Consider the following 18,853-nt stretch of genomic DNA (forward strand, 5'->3'; position numbering starts at 1 on the left):
CAATAGGTTTTTGTGGTCCTCGCAGAAGTTTTCGATCAAGATTAACTTGGGCTTCATCTCATATTTTACGCCAGCAATGGTTCGACGACGTGTCCGCCGACATCGGTGAGTCGGAAGTCGCGGCCTTGGAATTTGAAAGTCAGTTTTTTGTGATTGATGCCTAAGAGGTGCAAGATCGTGGCGTGGAAGTCGTTGACGTGCACGACATCTTCCACGGAATTGTATCCGAAATCGTCGGTCGCTCCATGAGTGATTCCACCACGGATTCCGCCGCCGGCCATCCACAGACTGAAACCTTTGATGTGATGGTCGCGGCCATTCCCCTGGGCCATTGGTGTGCGGCCAAATTCACCGCCCCAGATCACAAGCGTGTCTTTGAGCATATCGCGTTGCTTCAAGTCGGTGATCAAGGCGGCACAGGCTTGGTCGACTTCGCCCGCGGTCCCCTGAATCGCCCGCTGAATCCCACCATGGTGGTCCCAAGCTCGATGATACAACTGCACGAATCGCACGCCCCGCTCCGCCAATCGTCGCGCGAGCAGACAGTTCGCCGCAAAGGAACCATCGCCGCCTTTAGTTCCATAGAGATCGAAAATGTGTTTCGGTTCGCCCGAAAGATCGACTAATTCGGGAATGCTTCGCTGCATCTGAAACGCAGTCTCGTAGGCTTGGATACGCGTCGCGACTTCCGGATTCTGCACCAGTCCGTTGCCAAGTGCGTTCAAGGTGTTGACGGTATTCACGATGTCGGCTTGGCGTTCGCGAGTCACACCTGGTGGATTGCTGACGTACGACACCGGATCGCCTGTCGAACGGAATTCCACGCCCTGAAACCGACTCGGCAAAAATCCGCTATGCCATTGACGAGCGGCAATCGGTTGGGCTTGCCCGAACTTTCCGACAGACGTGAGCACCACAAACCCCGGCAGACTTTCGCTCTCACTACCCAAACCATAGTTGAGCCAACTCCCCATGCTCGGTCGCCCGGAAATCAGCGAACCGGTATTCATGTAGGTGTGAGCCGGGTCGTGATTGATCGCTTCCGTCACCATCGAATTGACGATGCACAGATCGTCCGCGACGGAACCCATTTTCGGAAACACCTCGGCCATCCGCTGGCCCGATTCGCCGAAACTCTTGAACTTCACCTGCGGAGCGAAGCATTTGAGTTGTCGCCCTTGAAGTTGGGCGATTGGCTGTCCTTTCGTCAGCTCGGCCGGCATCGGTTTGCCATGCATCTCGGCGAGTTTCGGTTTGTCATCGAGCGTTTCCAGATGACTCGGTCCGCCAGCCATCCCCAAGTAAATGATTCGCTTTGCTTTCAGTGCGTGATGAAGTGGGCTCACAACGCCTTGCCAGCGTTCGGATTGATTGGCGTCTTCGGCTGTCGCTTGTGAACGCAGGAACGATGCCAGCACGGCCGCCCCGATTCCGGCAGTCCCCGTTGAGAGAAATGTGCGACGCCGATGATTCACGGCAGGATGAAAGGAACTCATGAGACAAGACAGTCTTCGGGAACGCGAGATGTGATGTTGTCAGTGTTCATTACGTCACACGGGCTCGTGAGAATCAAGGCCAAAGCGAAACCGCAATCCGATTTCGCCCGGCGAACAATGTCGGCCCGTTTTTGGAATTTTCCGAAAACGTCAGAAACCCTTGGTGGCAGGTGGTGTTTAACCTCCTGTGCCCGACGACAAGTCGGGTAAGAGAAGCTGGTGAGCAACACAATCAAGACCCCTTAAACTGGAGAGAGTCACAATGCGGTTCGGAAAAATCAGTTGGTTGGCAGCGTTGGCAATGGTAGTTTGCACAGCCCAAGCGTTCGCCCAACCCGGTGGTGAGCGTGAAGGTCGTGGCGAACGGGGACGCGGAGAACGCGGTGAGCGAGGCGAACGTGGCGAAGGCCGAGGGTTTGGTGATCGCGGTGGGTTCCGTCCACCCTCGAATCCGGTTGTCGAAGCCATCGACAAAGACAAAGACGGCACTCTGTCGGCTGAAGAAATCAAAAACGCAGTTGCTGCGTTGAAGTCTCTCGACAAAGACGGCGACGGCACAATCAGCCGTGAAGAGATGCGTCCGGAAGGCTTTGGTCGGTTTGGCCAAGGCGGTCCTGGCGGGCCAGGATTTGGTGGTCCTCGTCCGGAATTCAATCCCGAAGAGTTCGCTAAAACCTTCGTGACTCGGATGCTTGATCAAAACGATAAAAACAAAGACGGCAAGATTGCCAAAGACGAAGTCACCGGTCGGTTCGCTGAGGGTTTCGCCGAACGTGATACCAACAAAGACGGTTTCCTCGATAAAGCCGAAATGGAAGCCATGGCCAAACAAATGGCCGAACGTTTCGGTCAAGGTGGTCGCGGACGCGGTCCTCGTGGTGAAGGCGATGGCGAGCGTCGGGAACGTGGCCCGCGTCGTCCTCCAGTCGAAAACGCTGACGACCTGTAAGCCAACCTAAAGTTCTTTGCTTGAATACCCACACACGACACCCGCCGATTTCGATCGGCGGGTGTTTTTCGTTGGTTTCCGGTGTGTTTCGTTCGCTTGGTGAGTTTGGTATACCGAAATCGTACGATTCACTCGAACACAAGGAACCCACGCCGATGAGCCGCCCGATCGACATCTATATTTGCGGTTCACAAGCCGAACAAGCCCCCGCCCACGATGCGAATCTGCTCAATGTGCGGTCGATCGCCGATCGCCCGTTGGATCGGCTATCGACTGCGGAACTCAACGAATCGCTCCATGCTGCTGACAGTGATTTAGTAGGGTTCGTGGATTCTCGGTTGTCCGAACTGCTGGCCGATATGGGGGAATTCGTCAGTCGCTTGGTTGCCAACCAAACTCCGGTCGCTCTCAAACTCGGTAATGACGCCTCAGCAGCCGATTGGCAGAACTTTCCGCAGACATTGGCGGCGTTGATTCGACCGATAGCCGAGAACGCGGCTGTCTTCGTCCGAAAAAGTCACCTCGATGCGCACGGAAAACTTGCCGACAACGATGATCCGTTGTGGGAGTGGATCGTAAGATGCATCAATCAGGGCGAGCATGTTGAAATCGATGCCAGCAACACGCAAAACCGCTCTGGAACGGCAATGACCGGCGAAGGGCAAACCCTACCGAAATTAGCTCCGAAGAAACCGGGACGTTCAAAGTCTTGGCTTCGGGATGCGATCTTGTCGGTCGACCCGAAAACTTGGAAACGTGATGGCATCTCGCACATCGAACTGACAGCGATTAAAGCAGGTCTGTTACAGATTCACGATTTTCTCGACGCCAGCCACGAGCAGTCCCAGAGTATTGAACATCAGGGCCGTGATCGCGATGGCAACTATTGGCATGCGATTATGCACCGTCGCGAACCGGATTATGGCAACTCGAAGTATTGGTTCCGCAACGTCGGCGATCATCCGATTTTTCCGCAACTTGCGGAAATGGCTCAGAAAGTCGGTTCGCACTATTCCGCGACTGACGTCGTTGGATCGTTCGCGGATAGAGAATGGGACCCGTTCGCATTCGTCGACTTCTGTCAGCATTGCGCTCGCACGGGCGACGCGAAGGCAACTCAAGTCGCTGAAGAAGTTCAGTGGCTGGAAATGCAGTTGTTATTGACGCACTGCTATTCGTCCGCGGTCGGCTGACTCAAGGCGTTTCGAGCATTAATCACGGATTGCCTGGCGGCCTCGATGGTATCACCGAGCGCCGTCAGGTGACCCATTTTCCGACCGACACGCGGTTCCTGTTTGCCGTAGAGATGAAGATTGACGTTCGGATCACGCAATGCTCGCGCCCAGTTCGGTTCGCCATTTTCCCAAACGTCGCCTAGCAAATTCGCCATGGCCGCCGGACGCAATAGCTCCGTCGAACCCAACGGCAAAGCACATATGGATCGCACTTGTTGCTCGAATTGGCTCGTCGCATAAGCTTCAATGGTGAGGTGCCCGGAGTTGTGTGGTCGTGGTGCCAACTCGTTGATCATCAGAATGTTGCCAGGTGCCATGAAAAACTCGACGCATAGAACACCGATCACGTCGAGTGTCGTCATTACCTGTCGGGCAATCTCAAAGGCGGCGTCGGCGGTCGCTTGAGAAATCCCCGCGGGAACCGTCGACACATCGAGGATGTGATTCGCATGGTCATTGCGAATCGGTCCATAGAATTGCAGTTGAACTTCACCTGCGTAAACGGTGCGAGCGGCGACGACTGAAATCTCACACTCGTATTCGATAAAAGCTTCAAGAATCGCTTCGTCGGTTTGCAGTTCTGCCCAGCCCCGTTCCGCGTCGTCGGGATCTTGAATGACCGTTTGACCCTTCCCGTCGTATCCCCAAGCTGCGGTTTTCAAGACGGCCGGTGTGCCGAGTGTTGTAATCGCCTTCTTCAATTCGCCGAGTGAACGCACTGGTGCGAACGGCGTGACGGGTAGTCCACGATTCGCCAACGCCGTTTTTTCACGGAGCCGATTTTGGGTCGTCTGCAACACCGAACCGGCTGGCCTAACGGGTGTGAACCGCTCTGCGGTATCGGTTGCGATTGCGGGTACGTTCTCGAACTCGAACGAGACAACATCGACACTTTTCGCGAATTCCGAAATGGCGTCGGTATCGGTGTAGTCGCCCACAAATTCACGGTCGGCTACTTGCCCGGTCGGGGAGTCGGCGTCGGTCGAAAACACATGAACGCGGTAACCCATCTCACGGGCGGAGAGTGCAAACATGCGTCCAAGTTGGCCACTGCCAAGGACTCCAAGTGTTGAGCCAGGAAGAATCGGATTGTTCATCAAACTTGCAGACAGGGGAGTTTCGCGGATAGCTGAAGAAACGGTTCCGCCGATCTTACTCCAAATTCTGTGCAGTTTCGAGGACTGTTGCCGTCTGCTCGTGTTGGAATTTTTCGAGTTGCCCTCGAAGCTCGTCGTCGCTCGTGGAGAGAATTCGAATCGCCAACAAAGCGGCATTCTTGGCACCGCTGTCTCCGATCGCTAGCGTACCGACCGGCACACCACCTGGCATCTGTACGATCGACAGCAACGAATCTAACCCGTTGAGTGCACGACTCTTCACTGGCACGCCGAGGACCGGAAGAGTCGTCAGCGACGCTACCATACCCGGCAGATGGGCAGCACCACCGGCACCGGCAATAATGACTTTTAAGCCACGCTCGCTGGCAGTTTTTGCGTATTCCACTAGACGCTCGGGAGTGCGGTGGGCGGAAACGACTTCCGCTTCGTACGGAATTTCGAATCGCTGCAACATTTCAACCGCATGCCGCATCGTATCCCAGTCGGATTGGCTGCCCATGATGACGCCAACAATTGGTGTTGTTCTTGACATTTCTCGTGGCCCTTCCGCCTGTCATCTCAGTGCGTTGTCTGAACGATCGCTTCCTTGCGGACGTGATTCTCAATCAGGTAGGATGGTCTCGCATTAGAATGGAACAAACACTCACTTCTCCGACAACGAGGTCTCTATGTCTCGCTTCTTGTTCGCGTCCGTCGCTGTCCATCTTATGACCATGGTAATGATCGGTTGCTCGCCACAGCAAGACGGCGAGCTTTCGCTCGATCAGAAGCTCGAAGCGGCCAAAAAAATCACGGATGTGACCGAACGCAACGAGTCGTTGAAAGAAGTCGCGTTGGCTGCATCGAAAGCGTCTGACGAAGGTGTAGTCATCGATGCTCTTAACGAGATTCAAGACGTCTCGATGCGGAACTCAGCTGCGGAAACGGCGGCTAAAGTGTTGGCAGAAAATAACGACGGAGATGCCGCCCTCGAAGTTGCCGAACTAATTAGCGACGAAGATCAGAAGAACAAAGTCCTCAAAAGCTTGGCCGAAAGCGACCCCGTTCCAGACGCCGAATGATGCAAGACGGCTGAATTATCGTTTCAGGCTGAGGTTGAGCATCACGTTGATGTTGCTGAGCCCGTTGGTGCCTTCGTCAAAGGTTCCCAGGTCGAACCAATCGTGAATGTACTCGAACTCCACACCAAGGTTGGCGTCGCCGATCCAGTGATCGTACAGCCAGATGGATTGCCAAGGTGTGCTCACTCCGGCACCAGTGACGACACCCCAAAAGACATCGGTGTTTTCGTTTCCTGCATCGAGGTCGAAGTCGACGCCGGGTTGGGAATCAATTAAACCCTGGATGTTCGAGGCGGCGGCAGCGGTCGGGCGTTCGGTGAAGCGAGCATCAACGTGTCCCAATCGGACGCCGACACGACCCGTAAATTGGAAACCAGAGTCGTCGTTGGCCGTGTTGAAGATCGTCCCTAACGCCAAGTGAACCCAGCCACGGTGGAGTTCCTGAAGTTCAGTCCGTACCGAGTCGGGAAGTACGCCCTGTGAGATGGGTGTCGTGTTGACGGATTGGGTCAACGTCGCATCGCTGATGGTTTCGTTCTTGGCTTCACCATATTGGTGCATGTAGCCGCCACCCAACTCGGCGAACGGTACCAAGTCCTCATTCGGCCAGTCGATCAATGCTCGCCCGGCACCTTGAACGGTCCAACCGGGCTCGAGAATGTCGGCATACTTGCCATTCCCGATCGAAAACACTCCACCGGCTTTGATCGTCTTGAAGATCACATTGTGTGGATGCGTGATGATTTGCGTCGGCTCTTCGGGAAAGCTGGAATGGCTGGTCAGGGGATATCCGGGAATACCGTCCATGGGTGGCACAGTGTACGATGCCTCGACGACAGCGGGTGCCGCCGACGGGATGTAATCCGACTGTACAACTTCCGACTCGGTTGGCGTCTCCAAGTATTCCGCCGGCAACGCATATTTCGACGAACCGGGGGCCGTGTCCCAGAAGCTGTGTTCCGTCGCTCGCGTCGGCTGTTTCTTCACTGGTTTCGAGCTGACTTTCTTCGGTGAGTTCCCCGGAAACAACGACGCTTCCGTCAATTCAGCGGGGAACCTCGATGGTGTTTGGGCCATCGTTGCGGGGATCTTTCCCGCCAGAACGAACCCACATACTCCGAGAAGCAACATTCTTCGCCAGGAAGTGTGTCCGAAAGCCAGTCGTGAAGAAGGCGAAAAATCGGCAGTGTGCGGCATAATCGGCACCAGTCCGTGAATTCAATGGTCCCCCCACGTCGTATATCGCTAGAGGCGATAACGACCCGTCTCCATCTCTATCGATTCCCCGATCATGCCGTCTTTAACACTTCTGCCATCTTTAACGCCGCTCCCACGGTGTTCGCGCGCGAGGCAAACCCACATGATTGACCCGAACAGTAATGACGTGTTGCCTTGTTCGCACATCTCAATCTCGCAGATGTTCCAAGATCTGCAGCATCCGGAAAACCGGGTTTCTCGCATCGTAGGTCACTTTACTTGCTAGCTGCCGGAGTTCGTCGATTCGCTGCTTGTACTCACCATTGATGACAAGTTCGAGCGTTTCGATCTTCGCCAGGTTTTCAGTCAGGTAGCCCTTAGGAACGACCGGGGACCAAAACTGGTAGCGGATGTTGCTGAAGTTATCCAGATACTTGGCCGCGTAATGTTGTTGCCGCTCATGTTTCCGAGCGACACGGGCGACGGAGTCCTGATTGCTGCTGTAAAGCAAGCCGCGAATATGTGTTGTCACTTCGCAGAGATAGGCGGTATTCGTCGTGAAACTGAAGCCGACAACGTCTAATTCACCTAATCCCGCAAGCCCTCCGCCAGGCGGTCGGACGTTGTAGTCAACCACGTCACACCGTTCGATCAACTGCAGATACGCTCCCACGAAGAATTCTCCAATGTCAGTCAGCACGTCCCAACTCCAATCGGCAACAAACGAATCGACAGGCAGACAATTCCTTCTGTTTCCTCGAGGCTGACTTTCCGTGCAGCAAATTTCACAACTTTGCGTCGCAGCATTGGGATTGTCAAGTTCGTGGTAGAACGGTTTGGCGTCCTGCAACGAATGCGACACCAAATTTTCCCTGTTACGTAGCCGTTACCGAATGCATTGCGGAAAACTATTAGAATGACGTGCTGAAAAGTTGCTACAGCATTTCCTTAGGAGTTTACACATCATGTCGCGGACGATTCTCATTGCACTCGTGGGAGTTCTCACGGGACTCAATTCCTGGGGCACGGGTTTGGCATTTTCGGCGGACAAGGACGATCCGCACGAACTCGAATTGACGACCGAACGGCTCATCATCTTCAAAGATGGCTACGCGATGGTCATCAAGAAAGGAACGGCGACCACGAACGAAAATGGGGAAGTTTTCACGCATGAAGTGCCAGACGCGGCTGTGCTCGGCTCGTTCTGGGCAGTGCCGACGAAAGGGCGACTCATCAGCATGTTGGCGCGGGAAACCGAACGCGAAGACGTGTCGGAAACCAAACAGTCGGCCACTCAAATGCTCGACCTACTCGAATCCAACATCGGCAAAGATGTCAAACTCAACTTGTCGAGTCGCGAAGAAATCGTCGGCACAATTCAAAAAGTGCTGGCCCAGCCCACCGAAACCAATCTCGCACGAGAACGCTGGGAATCTGCCGGTATCGACCCATTCGCGATCTCCGTACTTTCACGCAACGCCGACTACGCACGCCCCGTGATCAGCGGCATCAATGGTCAATATGTTGTTCTGGGAACTCGCGATGGCAACGTCGTTTTGCCCATCAGTGAAGTTCGTCACTTGATTGGCAACGATCTGAAAACCACGGTCACTCGCGACGTCAAAACAAAGGTCAAGACGAAACAACTCACCTTCCGATTTGACACCCCTGGCCAAAAACAAGAACTCACGTTGATGTATTTCCGCCCCGGACTGCGTTGGATTCCCACGTACCGGATGGCGTTGAACGATGACGGCCAGAAACGCGAAGCGAGTCTGGCTTTGCAGGGAGAAATCCTTAACGAAGCCGAGGACTTTTCCAAAGCGGCGATTGATCTGGTGGTGGGCGTGCCGAACTTTCGCTTTCGGGAAATCGTGAGTCCGCTGGTTTTGGAACGCACGTTGATCAACTCGCTGGCGGAGGCGGCCCCGCAGGTAATGGGCCAGATAATGAACAACTCCTACAGCAACGCGATGTTTTCCCAACGTGCCAGCGAGTGGCGTGGCGACAATCGCGGGGGCAATGGCCAGGCGGGTGGCGGAATCGTGCTGCCCGATGAACTCACAACTGGCGGCGTGCAGGACTTATTCGTGTATTCGCTGCCAAAGATGGAACTTAAGAAGGGCGATCGTGCTTCGATTCCGATCTTCACCGGCCACGCACCCTTTGAGAATCGCTACACCTGGGACTTACACGTGAAGCGTCGACGCGACGGTGCGGCCAGCACCGGTTCGGATGCAAACTCGCCGTTGAAACTCGCGAAGAACGACGTTTGGCATCAAATCGAAATGCCAAACAATACGGAAGTCCCCTGGACGACCGGGGCGGCCCTCATCATGCAAGGGAATCTGCCGCTCGCGCAGGAGTTGCTGACATACACCTCACGCGGCGGCGAAGTTCGTGTGCCCGTGACGATCGCCGTCGATGTGCGGGCCAACGCTGCCGAGGAGGAAATCGGCCGCATCGCGAATGGCATGCAATGGAACGGCTACACTTATGCCAAGATCGAAAAGCAGGTGAAGCTGAAGATCACGAACTACAAGTCCCATCCCATTCGTGCGGAAATATCGTTCCGCATCGGCGGAAAGGCGACCGAATCCTCTGACGATGGCAAAATCACGCTGCAACCTTACTCGGCAGCCGACTGGCAGGACTACAACGGCGATCCCTCCGTCAACAATAGCTCTGTCGTTCGCTGGCAATTCGATCTGAAACCCGGCGAATCATTCGAGCCGACCGTCACCTACCACTATTATGCACGCTGATTGTCGCGGTTGGCATCAACGAACCGACGCGGTGTTCCAAACGCCTCGTCGGTTTTTCGGTTAACCGCAATCAGACAAAATACCGCACGAGTCGCCAGATGAGACTGACACCGATCAGCACGAAGCCCAAGAGCAAAACGATGCTGGACGGGGGCAGCGACTGCGCTTGCTGCATATTGCGGGCGATTTCCTCGTCAGACATACGCTCGTCGATCACCGGCCCACGATTTCCCGACGATCCGCTCAGCCCCGCCATGAAGTACGCAATAATTACGAGGACAATCCCAGCCGCCAATAGGTACCAAGGTGCTGCAATCATAGTTGGTCCGCCCTATTTCGAGTACGCGTTATTGCTGCACGCCTTTCGTGAGTTCCATGAAGGCGGTTTCGAGGTTGACGTCTTCTTCGCGGAACATTTGGATGCGGTAACCGGCTTCGATCAGCATGGTCGGGAGTGTGCTGTAATCCAGCGTTTCACGATCGAGGTAAGCCCGGATGGTTTCACCGATCATGGTGATTGACGCGACCGAATCCTGTTGCTCCAGAAGTTTAGCGGCACCCTCGGCATCGGTCGTGACGCGGATGTCGAGTGTGATCGTTTCCCGTGCTTTCCGCATGACTTCTTTGACGTAGTCGTCGACGATCAAGTTGCCCTTCTCGATCATTCCGACCCGAGTACATACGTCGGCCAATTCCGGCAGGATGTGGCTGGAGACAACGATCGTTTTGTTCGTTTCGCCCAAGCGTTTAAGCAATCCGCGAATCTCGATTCGGGCACGCGGGTCGAGACCGCTCGCTGGTTCGTCGAGCAGCAACACTTGTGGCTCATGCAACAAAGTCCGCGCCAGACCAAGCCGTTGGGTTTGCCCCCGTGAGAGTTGGCTGGCGTACGCATCGCGTTTGAATGAGAGGTCCACCAGTTCGAGTTTTTCCTCGCACACTTTTCGTCGAGCCGGTCCGTCGATGCGGTACGTGGCGGCGAAGAATTCGAGATATTCGATGACGGTCATATCATCGTACACCCCGAAGAAGTCGGGCATATAACCGACCAGCCGACGAATCTCCTGGGGATGCGTGTAGATGCTTTTGCCGCAGACGTACGCTTCGCCGTAATCGGGATTGAGCAGCGTGGCGATCATCCGCATTGTGGTCGTCTTGCCCGAGCCGTTCGGACCGATGAACCCGAACACATCGCCCTCCTTGAGATTCAAATTGATCTCGTTGACGGCGACCAAATCCCCATATTTCTTGGTGAGACTCTGCGTTTCAATCATCAATGAATTCCGACGGTGTAAGCAGCGAGATGGATATCCCAAGTGTAACGCAAAAAGCCCCCAGGTTGCATCCCGGAGGCTTTGTGAATTTGTGAAGAATCGTGGTGTGTTGGGGAAGCGAAAACTCGCGGCTAGATATCGTCGAGTCCTTCTTCGACCGCCAACTCGGCACACGCGGTTCGTTTGGCTTTGTCATGAATCATTTCGTAAGCCAGCGTCGCGGTTTCCACGGCGGTTTCGAAATTGCTGAAGTGAATATAACAGGTGTCGCCCTCGGAATTCGGCTCGACACCCGCAGGGACCGGGTCCAATCCAGCTTGGAGAAGCGCCGCGAACACCAATCCCTGAATGCCGTAGCCGTTGAGATAGCATTCTCCGATGTAATCGTCACCGATATTTGCTTGCGTCCAAGCGTGATCGCTGAACTGCAACCGCAAGTCTTTCCATTCCGAGTCCCGGCTGTCAATCAGCACAAATGGAGCATAGGTCGTCGAGTCGCGACCATCGATAAACTGCGGCTGTGCCATGATTTTTCTCGCGCTTGGTTGTTTGGTGCATTCGAATACTGACCGATGTACCGGCATTTATCATCTCAGACAAGTCCCAGCTTCGTCCGGGAGTGGTCGCAGATGCACGCTGGAACACGACCCAACCGACCGATCAAACGCAAAAATCAAACGCAAAAAGCCCCCAGGAAATCTCCCGGAGGCTTTGAAAAGTGTGATTATCGTGCGAGACCGGATCATCCAGCTTTGGATTGGTGCTGAGCTTGATACTGGTTCAGCTTGTTGTACAGCGTTTTCAGGGCGATACCGAGTTCGCTGGCGGTTTTGGGTTTATCGCCGTCGTGCTTTTCGAGGGTGTCGAGAATGACTTCCATCTCGACTTCCCGTAGCGTGCGAACTTTGCCGCCACCGGAGAATTTGACCGCATGTCCACCCGGACGTGCACCCGGCCGAGTGACGGCTCGTGGCAGATCTTCGGGAGCAATCGGTTTGCCGCCGGAGAGAATCACGGCGTGTTCCAAAGCGTTCGCCAATTCACGGATGTTGCCGGTCCATTCGTGATTGATCAGCGTTTCGATTGCTTCCGGTGTCATGATGTCCCGTGAGACATCATTGCGTTTGAGATGCCGAGCGATCAACGCGAGCGCGATTTCCGGAATGTCTTCTTTGCGTTCCCGCAGTGGTGGCAGATGGATTTCGAAGGTGTTCACGCGGAAGATCAAGTCTTCGCGGAACTGGCCTTCCTCGGCCATTTCCTGCAAGTCGCGGTTGGTTGCACAGACGATTCGCACATCGACATTGAACGGTTCGTTCTCACCGACGCGGCGAATTTCACCCGATTCCAAGAACCGCAGCAATTTGACCTGCATCGACTTGTCGAGTTCGCCCAATTCGTCCAGGAACAACGTCCCACCGTCGGCAACTTCGAACAAACCTTTCCGCGGCTGATCGGCACCGGTGAAGGCACCTTTGCGATGGCCGAAGAATTCGCTTTCGATCAGGTTCTCTGGCAGGGCACCGCAGTTGACCGGTACGAATGGCCCGTTCGCTCGCAAGCTTTGCTCGTGCACGCTGCGGGCGACAAGTTCTTTCCCAGTCCCGGTTTCGCCGAGGATGAGGACCGTCGAATCTGTCGGTGCGATCTTTTCGATCAACGTCTTCACACGGGTCATGCCCGGTGAAGAACCGACGATATTCGTTTGTCCTTCGACCCGTTTCAATCGGGTTTCGAGGGCGATGGTTTTGTTCGTCAACGCCTTCTTATCACCAACGCGTTGTAGTACGTTGGCAATTTCGAAGAGTTTGCACGGTTTGGGTAGGAAGTCGTACGCCCCTTCGCGGAGGGCACGAATTGCTTCCTTCATGTCACCATGACCGGTACTGATGATGAACTCGGTTTCCGGCGAAACCTTTTTGAGATGTTCTACAACATCCCAGCCGGATAACCCAGGCATCTTCAGATCGACGATGGCGGCGTCGAAGGAAGAATCTTCCAAAACCTTGAGTGCCGATTGACCATCTTCGCAGACCGTCAGATCGTGTCCCATCCTTGGGAGTTCGATCTTCATGACCTCGCGAATGGCCGGTTCGTCATCGACAAACAAGACCCGTAATTTGTGTTGCGTCGAACTGCTCAAGAGAGATGCTCCCCAATCGGTCCACGAATCCCGCCGTGCGACCGGTTGCAGTCGGATGTGATTGTTAAGCAAGATATTGCTGCGAGGCGGGGTGATAACAGAATATTAAAACTGCCACAATCGCGGTTTTTGAAGAATTTTCATGTTCTTCGCATGCCAAGTGTTCGCAAAATGGTCGACTTTTCGTGGAAATTGTGAAGACATTTGTTTACGAGATCGTCCATTCGTTGATATCTTCCGCAGTCTCCAGTTCTTCGAGCATTTGTACTCTATCGGACGCATCGAAAACGTCTTGCAAAGTCTCCAAACTCGGCGGACCGTACGGACGGAATTTTTCGAGTGTTCCTTGATCATCACGGTACAAAAGTGCGCGGTTTGGTCCGAGTCGACCGGCGGCCGGAGAGTCGATCAAGTTGCTGGAATCAGCCGGGCTCATCTGAAAAACAATCCGCGTCTCAAACTCCCGCAGGAGTTGCCGACCAAACCAACGGTCGACCGAGTTATACGAGTTGGCCGACACGATCGTATGAACACCCACCGCCGGACCATCACGGAGAATCTCGCCAAATGCTTTACCAGGGCTAACCGGCTTGTCGCGATCCAGGCTAGTTGAGAACCCGAAATCATCGTCGGCTTTTCGCAGATCGCGGAACTGACTGACGTCGTTGATGAACAGATTGACGGGTGGTCCATCCACGTTTTCGTCGGTGCGTCGTTTCACTTCGGTGACGATCGCACGAATCATGTCTGCCGTGGTTTGGGGTGTGACGATTTTCACCTCCTGAGGCAACATCTCGCTGAGTGAATGCCACATGGAATCTGGTTCGTCATTTTCCTCGAATACGCAGAACGTTGGCAGACGACCTGGCTCGGTAACAGCTATTCCCGATGCGAGACTTAGGCAAGCGCCGATGAACAGCCCATCGAGCATTGTGCCCGCTTGGCCGACGATCAACACGTTTGCTCCCGCCTGATGCGCGAACGCCGTCTGTGTGGGTTGGCTGATTGAAACCGGCTCGCCCCACCAAACCCGCAGCGGAGTTTCTGTTGTCTCTGGCGGCAAAGACTTGAGTCGACTGACGAGTTCATCGTTGCGGACCAAACTCGCGGGGATGTTCCCTTCGAACACGATGGGACTCGTCGGCGAACGATCGTGCTGAACCGCCAGTTTCCGCACGTCTTCCAAATAGCGATCGTGCTCCTCATCTCCCAGCCAGGCAACTTGGAAGAGGTTATTCCCTTCGAGCATACCGTTGGCATCGTTGTAAATCGCTTCACCTGGGCGGGTCAGCAACCGAGCAGCGGTGTTGTCTTCACTGAGAATCAGGTGTGCATCCGCTTCACTACACTGAAGCGCAATTCGCACCGCCATTTGACTGAGCGTCGTTCTCGCGAGCGAATACGCCCCGCCGAGCGTTTGCGAACCGAGCAACACATGCATCCCGAACGCTCGCCCTTGTCGAACCAAACGGTCGAGCAGCAGACTTGCGGTTTGCGAGTGACGATCGTCTTCCACGAAGAATTCTTGGAACTCATCGACGACGAGCAGAATCCGTGGCATCGGTGTGTCCGGTTGGGCGTCTCGAAACTGACCAATGTCTTGCACGCCCAAGTCGCGAAAAAGTTCCCCACGTTCTTTTAGAACTTCGTCCAACCGCTGCAGCGTGCTCACGCCAAATTCGCGATCGCTCTCGATCGCAATCACCTTCGCGTGTGGCAAATTGTGAGACGCATAGGTTTTGAACTCCACGCCTTTCTTAAAGTCGATCAGATAGAACTCGACATCGTCCGGGCTGTATTTCAAAGCCAACGTGGTGATCAGCACGTGAAGCAACGTCGATTTCCCCGAACCCGTCCGACCGGCGACCAACGCGTGTTGCGATGTACCGATGCCGAATCGCAGATGTTGCAACTTCGTCGCTCCCGATCGACCGAGTGGACAATCCAACACGGCTCGACTGTCGTCCGTCCAATAGCGATCTTCCGGCGGCACGATGCGATGAAACGGCACTTCCACCCGCCGTACATGACGTGAGAGATCACCAAGTTTCCTGACAATACTGGTGAATACATTCGGTTCGGGAGGTGTATCGGGCAACATTGGTAAAATGTGTTTGCCATCGATCGAACTTCGGAAACCATCCCCTTGCCAACGCAGGACCGTTGCGTTTTGCTCGACATCGGAGAGTTGGAAACCACGTGGCAAGGGTTGTCGGGTATCGACACTCAGCAGGGTGTAGACGCCACAACGCGGGCCGCTCGCCATGATGCTTGTCAACCGCGACGCCGCCCGTTCCGTGAACGCCGATGGAAAACCGGCGACAACTAAAATTCGATACGGCTCGGCCACTTCGCCGGCGTGATGGTTGTAGTCCTCGATGGTCTCGAACTCATTCCGCAGGTACTTCTGGAAGACATTCTCCAAGTGTTCGGTGAGGTCGGAAAGTTGTTGATCGATATGCGCGGACTCGGTCCAAATGCGATTGGTGATCAAGAGGTCGTCAAAATCGGCCAAGTGCATGAACGCGGAAAACGGTTCGCCCAGACCTACCGGATCGATCACCGTAAACCGTACTTTGCCTGGCGGAAGTTGCGTAAGCAGTCGCAGCATCGCGACTTGCAACACCGCGACAGCTTCGTTGCGACCGCCCTGGTTCGTTTCCACAACCAAGCTCGGCGAATGCGGAAACGGCAACATCAAGGGCAAATGCCAAGCGGATTCGGTCTCCAGCCCGACCGGCTCGGTTTCGAACTTCTGTTCAATATGGCTGGGCAAATCGAGGCGGTAGTCACCGATCCGCAGTTGGGACGGAATCTGCTCCGGCACCGGCCAGTTGGCATCCAGGATCTCGTGCCATTCGATCCTGTTCGTTTCGCCGGCCGATTGAATTTCATCCGCGCTTTGGCGGATGTTCGCTAGAAGCGCTGACCATTCATTTTTGATTGCATTGAGACGATTGGCTTCGCCGCTCGCACGATCCGCCTGCAGTTCGGCGATCCGGTGTTCAAGTCGAGTCCGCCGCTGTTCGAACTCGGTGGTCCAATCGTCGAGGCGTTTTCGATGTTCTTGTTCTAACGCAGTCTTTTGATCGGCGACAACTCGGTTAGCATGTTGGATTCGTTCATCACGCACGATGAGGGCGGCTTTAAGTTTCTCATCGCGGGTGGCTGTGATGGCTTGCAGCCGCTCCGTGCGTTCGCGGTGGAATTTTTCCTCGGCCGTTTGACGACGTGATTGGACATACGCTTGACGCTCGCGGAATTCGGTCTCACGCCGATTCATCTCCGCTTTGGAGCGTTTGCTCCATTGGCGTTGGGCGTCACTGGCGATCACAATCGATTCATACAACGGCACAAACGCAGTCCAGGTTTTTCGCGAGGCAATGTCCCACAGAATCAGCCCGACCAACCCACAGATCACAACCAGTGCCCCACCACTGGCAAGCGCCCAGGCGATACGGTCCAAATTCCGCAGCCCGATTTGCTGGGGATCGATACCGAAGAACAGAGCGGCAAACAAGCCCAACCAAATCACAAGACCGATAGCGAGCACACGCCAACCGGAGACGATCCGTGGAAACCAGTGTTTTTCGAATTCAATGACGTGCTCATCGAAAGCGTTTTTCGCGATATCGAATCGTTCGCGAGCTTTCTCCGCGGAACGCACGGATTCGACCTGCGGACCGCTAGGATCACCCCGCCAGTGTCCACGCGATTGCACGATTTTGGCGATGCGGTCGTATGTGTCGCGAAGTGCCGCAGACTCCGCCGCGATTCGCTCGTCAGCCGCTTCGACGTTGCTCCGGAAGGTTTCATATTCGCGTTTGGGGCTGTCGTCGGACTCGTCATCGAGCAACGAAGACAACATCCAATCGTTCTCACGAAACTTCGCTTCCACTTCTTCGGTCTGAGCCGACCAGGTCTTATTCGCCTCGGAAGTCGCCGACCTGTACTCGGACTCGGCTGCCTTGATTTCGGATTGATGTTCGGCTTCGATCGCTGCCCGTCTTGACGCGTAATCTTCCTCGATTTCATGGTGCTGTTGTTCGGCACTCGCAGTGAGGTTTTCCAGTTCGACGCGGCGTTCGTCGAGTTCCGGATCGTCGCCGGCCAATCGAGCAGCAGCCAACTCCTGCTCGGCTTGGTGACGCTGTTGAACACCGCTCAGAAACCGTTCGAGCAATTCGCGGTATCGTGTGGGGTGAAATCGTGAGTCGGAATCGGTCATAGGTTGATCGCTTTGGTCGCAGTTGGATGTTCGTTACAACAATGGTCGAGTTTCGGGCAGGCATTCCCGCTCGGCTTGATTCAAAACTTCGCCCAAGTGATTGACCGCACGAAGTGCGTCGGAGATTTCCTTGAGCAGTGGTCGCAAATGTTCGTCTTCCAAATTGCGACTATTGCTATCGTTCCAGACATCTTTCGTCGTCTGCCAATGTTCCAACAAGGTATCGGTCGCGGTTTGGAGTGCGGCAGCTCCGGTGTTCAAATCGGCGGATCGCATTGGTCAAGGTTTCTCCGTGGGTGAGGTCGATTCGGATTCTTCCGCATCCGTCAGGGGGCGATCGAGATACTTCTCGACCGACGACAACGTGCGTTCGAGTAACGCGATTGTCTTTTGCAAATCATTTTCGAGATAGTACTTACAACGCCCGGATCGGCCACGAAATTCGTCGCTTTCCTGATGAAGGTTGATCGCCCAGCGGCGGGTTAGTTCGACCTTTTCTTCGGTTTCTTCCAGTTTCTTCTTGGCCTTCGCGAGGTCCTGTTGTTCTTCAATGCACGCCGGACGCTGCCCGCCCACGGTGCGATTTCGTCGCGTTTCCAATCGCACGCGGGCCTCGGAAATATCGTCGTAACAATGACGCACTTGTCGTTTCCATTGGCCAGGTAAGTCGTGATCGAAAAACTGCAACGCCCGCGCGACTTGTTGGTTAAGCATGGCGATGGCCGTCAGCGATTCATCCTGAAACCGCCGGAGTGCGACCAGGAAATTCGCAATGGCCTCGACGTCGGTAATGTGTGCGGAACCGCTCATGATGTTTCCAGATGATGATGCGATGAGGTTTGGCGGCGATGATGTGAAGAAAGCTGCGGGTCCTACATCATCACATAAGACCTCATCACATCATCAAGTTTATGTCATGCCACTAGCGTTGCTGCAGATACTCCTCGATGCGTTCCGCTTTGCGGAGGAGGAAGGGGATATACTGCTCGTTGACTTCCACAAACCGGGCCATGCTTTTCAGGTTTCGGTCGAATTCCTCGGCGAATCGGCGGTTCTCTTGGTCCCGCCATGTCGTGGACAAGGTTTCCAAATGCCCGGACAACGCCGTCGCTTGCTCGGCAAGTGTATTGTTGAACTGCTTCAGAAGTTGAGCAAACCTCCGCAACTCCTCCGGGTTGGCTATCGCTTGCGACATAATCGGCTTTCTCCAGAATTGATAGGGCCAGCGTGTTCAGGAAATTGCATCTGTTAGAGTTAGCGAGTGCCACTGCTGGCTTGTCCAGAAGTGTTTTCAGCAACTTGCGGTCAACTGGTGACTCGCACTGCTAGGCAAGCTAGCAGTGGCACACAACGTCTTTTGTTGTAATAGGTTGTGTTAGTAACGATC

17 protein-coding genes are annotated in these 18,853 nt (G+C 54.7%); 4 read left to right on the forward strand and 13 right to left on the reverse strand.

The annotated features are described in order from the left end of the window. Positions 1-65: 65 nt before the first annotated feature. Positions 66-1,496, reverse strand: a complete 1,431-nt coding sequence (locus AC5DDB_RS20265) for a DUF1501 domain-containing protein (RefSeq protein WP_491741585.1) — start codon at positions 1,494-1,496, stop codon at positions 66-68. 262 nt (positions 1,497-1,758) lie between these two features. On the opposite strand from AC5DDB_RS20265, the gene AC5DDB_RS20270 reads away from it, so the two are divergent. Together AC5DDB_RS20270 and AC5DDB_RS20275 are read left to right on the forward strand one after the other, a co-directional pair. Beyond that, a complete protein-coding gene (locus AC5DDB_RS20270; RefSeq protein ID WP_491741586.1) occupies positions 1,759-2,445 on the forward strand; it encodes an EF-hand domain-containing protein in 687 nt (228 codons plus the stop codon). A gap of 155 nt (positions 2,446-2,600) precedes the next feature. After that, entirely contained in the window at positions 2,601-3,638 is a 1,038-nt protein-coding gene (locus AC5DDB_RS20275; RefSeq protein WP_491741587.1) for a hypothetical protein, read from the forward strand. On the opposite strand, the gene AC5DDB_RS20280 is transcribed toward AC5DDB_RS20275, so the two are convergent. Next, positions 3,617-4,777, reverse strand: a complete 1,161-nt coding sequence (locus AC5DDB_RS20280) for a 5-(carboxyamino)imidazole ribonucleotide synthase (protein ID WP_491741588.1) — start codon at positions 4,775-4,777, stop codon at positions 3,617-3,619. The two genes, AC5DDB_RS20275 and AC5DDB_RS20280, sit on opposite strands and share 22 nt — an antisense overlap. Before the next feature lie 55 nt (positions 4,778-4,832). Beyond that, positions 4,833-5,330 (reverse strand): 5-(carboxyamino)imidazole ribonucleotide mutase, encoded by a 498-nt coding sequence (purE, locus tag AC5DDB_RS20285; RefSeq protein ID WP_491741589.1) that lies wholly within the window; start codon positions 5,328-5,330, stop codon positions 4,833-4,835. Between the two features lie 136 nt (positions 5,331-5,466). Here purE and AC5DDB_RS20290 point away from each other — a divergent pair, with 136 nt between their 5' ends. Continuing rightward, positions 5,467-5,859, forward strand: coding sequence for a hypothetical protein (locus tag AC5DDB_RS20290; RefSeq protein ID WP_491741590.1), 393 nt, complete (start codon positions 5,467-5,469; stop codon positions 5,857-5,859). 15 nt (positions 5,860-5,874) lie between these two features. Here the strand turns inward: AC5DDB_RS20290 and AC5DDB_RS20295 are convergent, their stop codons facing one another. Together AC5DDB_RS20295 and AC5DDB_RS20300 are read right to left on the reverse strand one after the other, a co-directional pair. Further along, a complete protein-coding gene (locus AC5DDB_RS20295) occupies positions 5,875-6,936 on the reverse strand; it encodes a hypothetical protein (protein ID WP_491741591.1) in 1,062 nt (353 codons plus the stop codon). Between the two features lie 328 nt (positions 6,937-7,264). Continuing rightward, positions 7,265-7,756: a hypothetical protein gene (locus tag AC5DDB_RS20300; RefSeq protein WP_491741592.1), complete on the reverse strand. Its 492-nt coding sequence runs from the start codon at positions 7,754-7,756 to the stop codon at positions 7,265-7,267. 265 nt (positions 7,757-8,021) lie between these two features. On the opposite strand from AC5DDB_RS20300, the gene AC5DDB_RS20305 reads away from it, so the two are divergent. Next, positions 8,022-9,821, forward strand: coding sequence for a hypothetical protein (locus tag AC5DDB_RS20305; RefSeq protein WP_491741593.1), 1,800 nt, complete (start codon positions 8,022-8,024; stop codon positions 9,819-9,821). 70 nt (positions 9,822-9,891) lie between these two features. Here AC5DDB_RS20305 and AC5DDB_RS20310 read toward each other — a convergent pair whose 3' ends face one another. The 8 genes from AC5DDB_RS20310 to AC5DDB_RS20345 form a co-directional block, all read right to left on the reverse strand. Beyond that, positions 9,892-10,140, reverse strand: coding sequence for a hypothetical protein (locus tag AC5DDB_RS20310; RefSeq protein ID WP_491741594.1), 249 nt, complete (start codon positions 10,138-10,140; stop codon positions 9,892-9,894). 28 nt (positions 10,141-10,168) lie between these two features. After that, complete coding sequence (locus AC5DDB_RS20315) at positions 10,169-11,095, reverse strand: ABC transporter ATP-binding protein (RefSeq protein WP_491741595.1); 927 nt, start codon at positions 11,093-11,095, stop codon at positions 10,169-10,171. A 131-nt stretch (positions 11,096-11,226) separates the two neighbouring features. Further along, a complete protein-coding gene (locus AC5DDB_RS20320; RefSeq protein ID WP_491741596.1) occupies positions 11,227-11,622 on the reverse strand; it encodes a hypothetical protein in 396 nt (131 codons plus the stop codon). A gap of 215 nt (positions 11,623-11,837) precedes the next feature. Continuing rightward, positions 11,838-13,238 carry a sigma-54-dependent transcriptional regulator gene (locus AC5DDB_RS20325; protein ID WP_491741597.1) on the reverse strand — a complete coding sequence of 467 codons (1,401 nt, stop codon included), beginning with the start codon at positions 13,236-13,238 and terminating at the stop codon, positions 11,838-11,840. 208 nt (positions 13,239-13,446) lie between these two features. After that, on the reverse strand, positions 13,447-17,466 hold the full coding sequence (locus tag AC5DDB_RS20330; RefSeq protein ID WP_491741598.1) for an FtsK/SpoIIIE domain-containing protein: 4,020 nt from the start codon (positions 17,464-17,466) through the stop codon (positions 13,447-13,449). A 33-nt stretch (positions 17,467-17,499) separates the two neighbouring features. Next, positions 17,500-17,742, reverse strand: coding sequence for a hypothetical protein (locus tag AC5DDB_RS20335; RefSeq protein ID WP_491741599.1), 243 nt, complete (start codon positions 17,740-17,742; stop codon positions 17,500-17,502). Between the two features lie 3 nt (positions 17,743-17,745). After that, entirely contained in the window at positions 17,746-18,276 is a 531-nt protein-coding gene (locus AC5DDB_RS20340; RefSeq protein ID WP_491741600.1) for a hypothetical protein, read from the reverse strand. 112 nt (positions 18,277-18,388) lie between these two features. Next, a complete protein-coding gene (locus AC5DDB_RS20345) occupies positions 18,389-18,661 on the reverse strand; it encodes a WXG100 family type VII secretion target (protein WP_491741601.1) in 273 nt (90 codons plus the stop codon). Positions 18,662-18,853: the final 192 nt, after the last annotated feature.

It is taken from the genome of Thalassoroseus sp. (assembly GCF_984380535.1).

Excerpts from the sequence above, each read along its gene's own strand:
- AC5DDB_RS20305 (WP_491741593.1), top strand. The coding sequence starts at position 8,022 with ATGTCGCGGACGATTCTCATTGCACTCGTGGGAGTTCTCACGGGACTC.
- AC5DDB_RS20310 (WP_491741594.1), bottom strand. The coding sequence starts at position 10,140 with ATGATTGCAGCACCTTGGTACCTATTGGCGGCTGGGATTGTCCTCGTA.
- AC5DDB_RS20270 (WP_491741586.1), top strand. The coding sequence starts at position 1,759 with ATGCGGTTCGGAAAAATCAGTTGGTTGGCAGCGTTGGCAATGGTAGTT.
- AC5DDB_RS20290 (WP_491741590.1), top strand. The coding sequence starts at position 5,467 with ATGTCTCGCTTCTTGTTCGCGTCCGTCGCTGTCCATCTTATGACCATG.
- AC5DDB_RS20275 (WP_491741587.1), top strand. The coding sequence starts at position 2,601 with ATGAGCCGCCCGATCGACATCTATATTTGCGGTTCACAAGCCGAACAA.
- AC5DDB_RS20295 (WP_491741591.1), bottom strand. The coding sequence starts at position 6,936 with ATGGCCCAAACACCATCGAGGTTCCCCGCTGAATTGACGGAAGCGTCG.
- AC5DDB_RS20340 (WP_491741600.1), bottom strand. The coding sequence starts at position 18,276 with ATGAGCGGTTCCGCACACATTACCGACGTCGAGGCCATTGCGAATTTC.
- AC5DDB_RS20330 (WP_491741598.1), bottom strand. The coding sequence starts at position 17,466 with ATGACCGATTCCGACTCACGATTTCACCCCACACGATACCGCGAATTG.
- AC5DDB_RS20280 (WP_491741588.1), bottom strand. The coding sequence starts at position 4,777 with ATGAACAATCCGATTCTTCCTGGCTCAACACTTGGAGTCCTTGGCAGT.
- AC5DDB_RS20315 (WP_491741595.1), bottom strand. The coding sequence starts at position 11,095 with ATGATTGAAACGCAGAGTCTCACCAAGAAATATGGGGATTTGGTCGCC.
- AC5DDB_RS20335 (WP_491741599.1), bottom strand. The coding sequence starts at position 17,742 with ATGCGATCCGCCGATTTGAACACCGGAGCTGCCGCACTCCAAACCGCG.
- AC5DDB_RS20345 (WP_491741601.1), bottom strand. The coding sequence starts at position 18,661 with ATGTCGCAAGCGATAGCCAACCCGGAGGAGTTGCGGAGGTTTGCTCAA.
- AC5DDB_RS20265 (WP_491741585.1), bottom strand. The coding sequence starts at position 1,496 with ATGAGTTCCTTTCATCCTGCCGTGAATCATCGGCGTCGCACATTTCTC.
- AC5DDB_RS20320 (WP_491741596.1), bottom strand. The coding sequence starts at position 11,622 with ATGGCACAGCCGCAGTTTATCGATGGTCGCGACTCGACGACCTATGCT.
- purE (WP_491741589.1), bottom strand. The coding sequence starts at position 5,330 with ATGTCAAGAACAACACCAATTGTTGGCGTCATCATGGGCAGCCAATCC.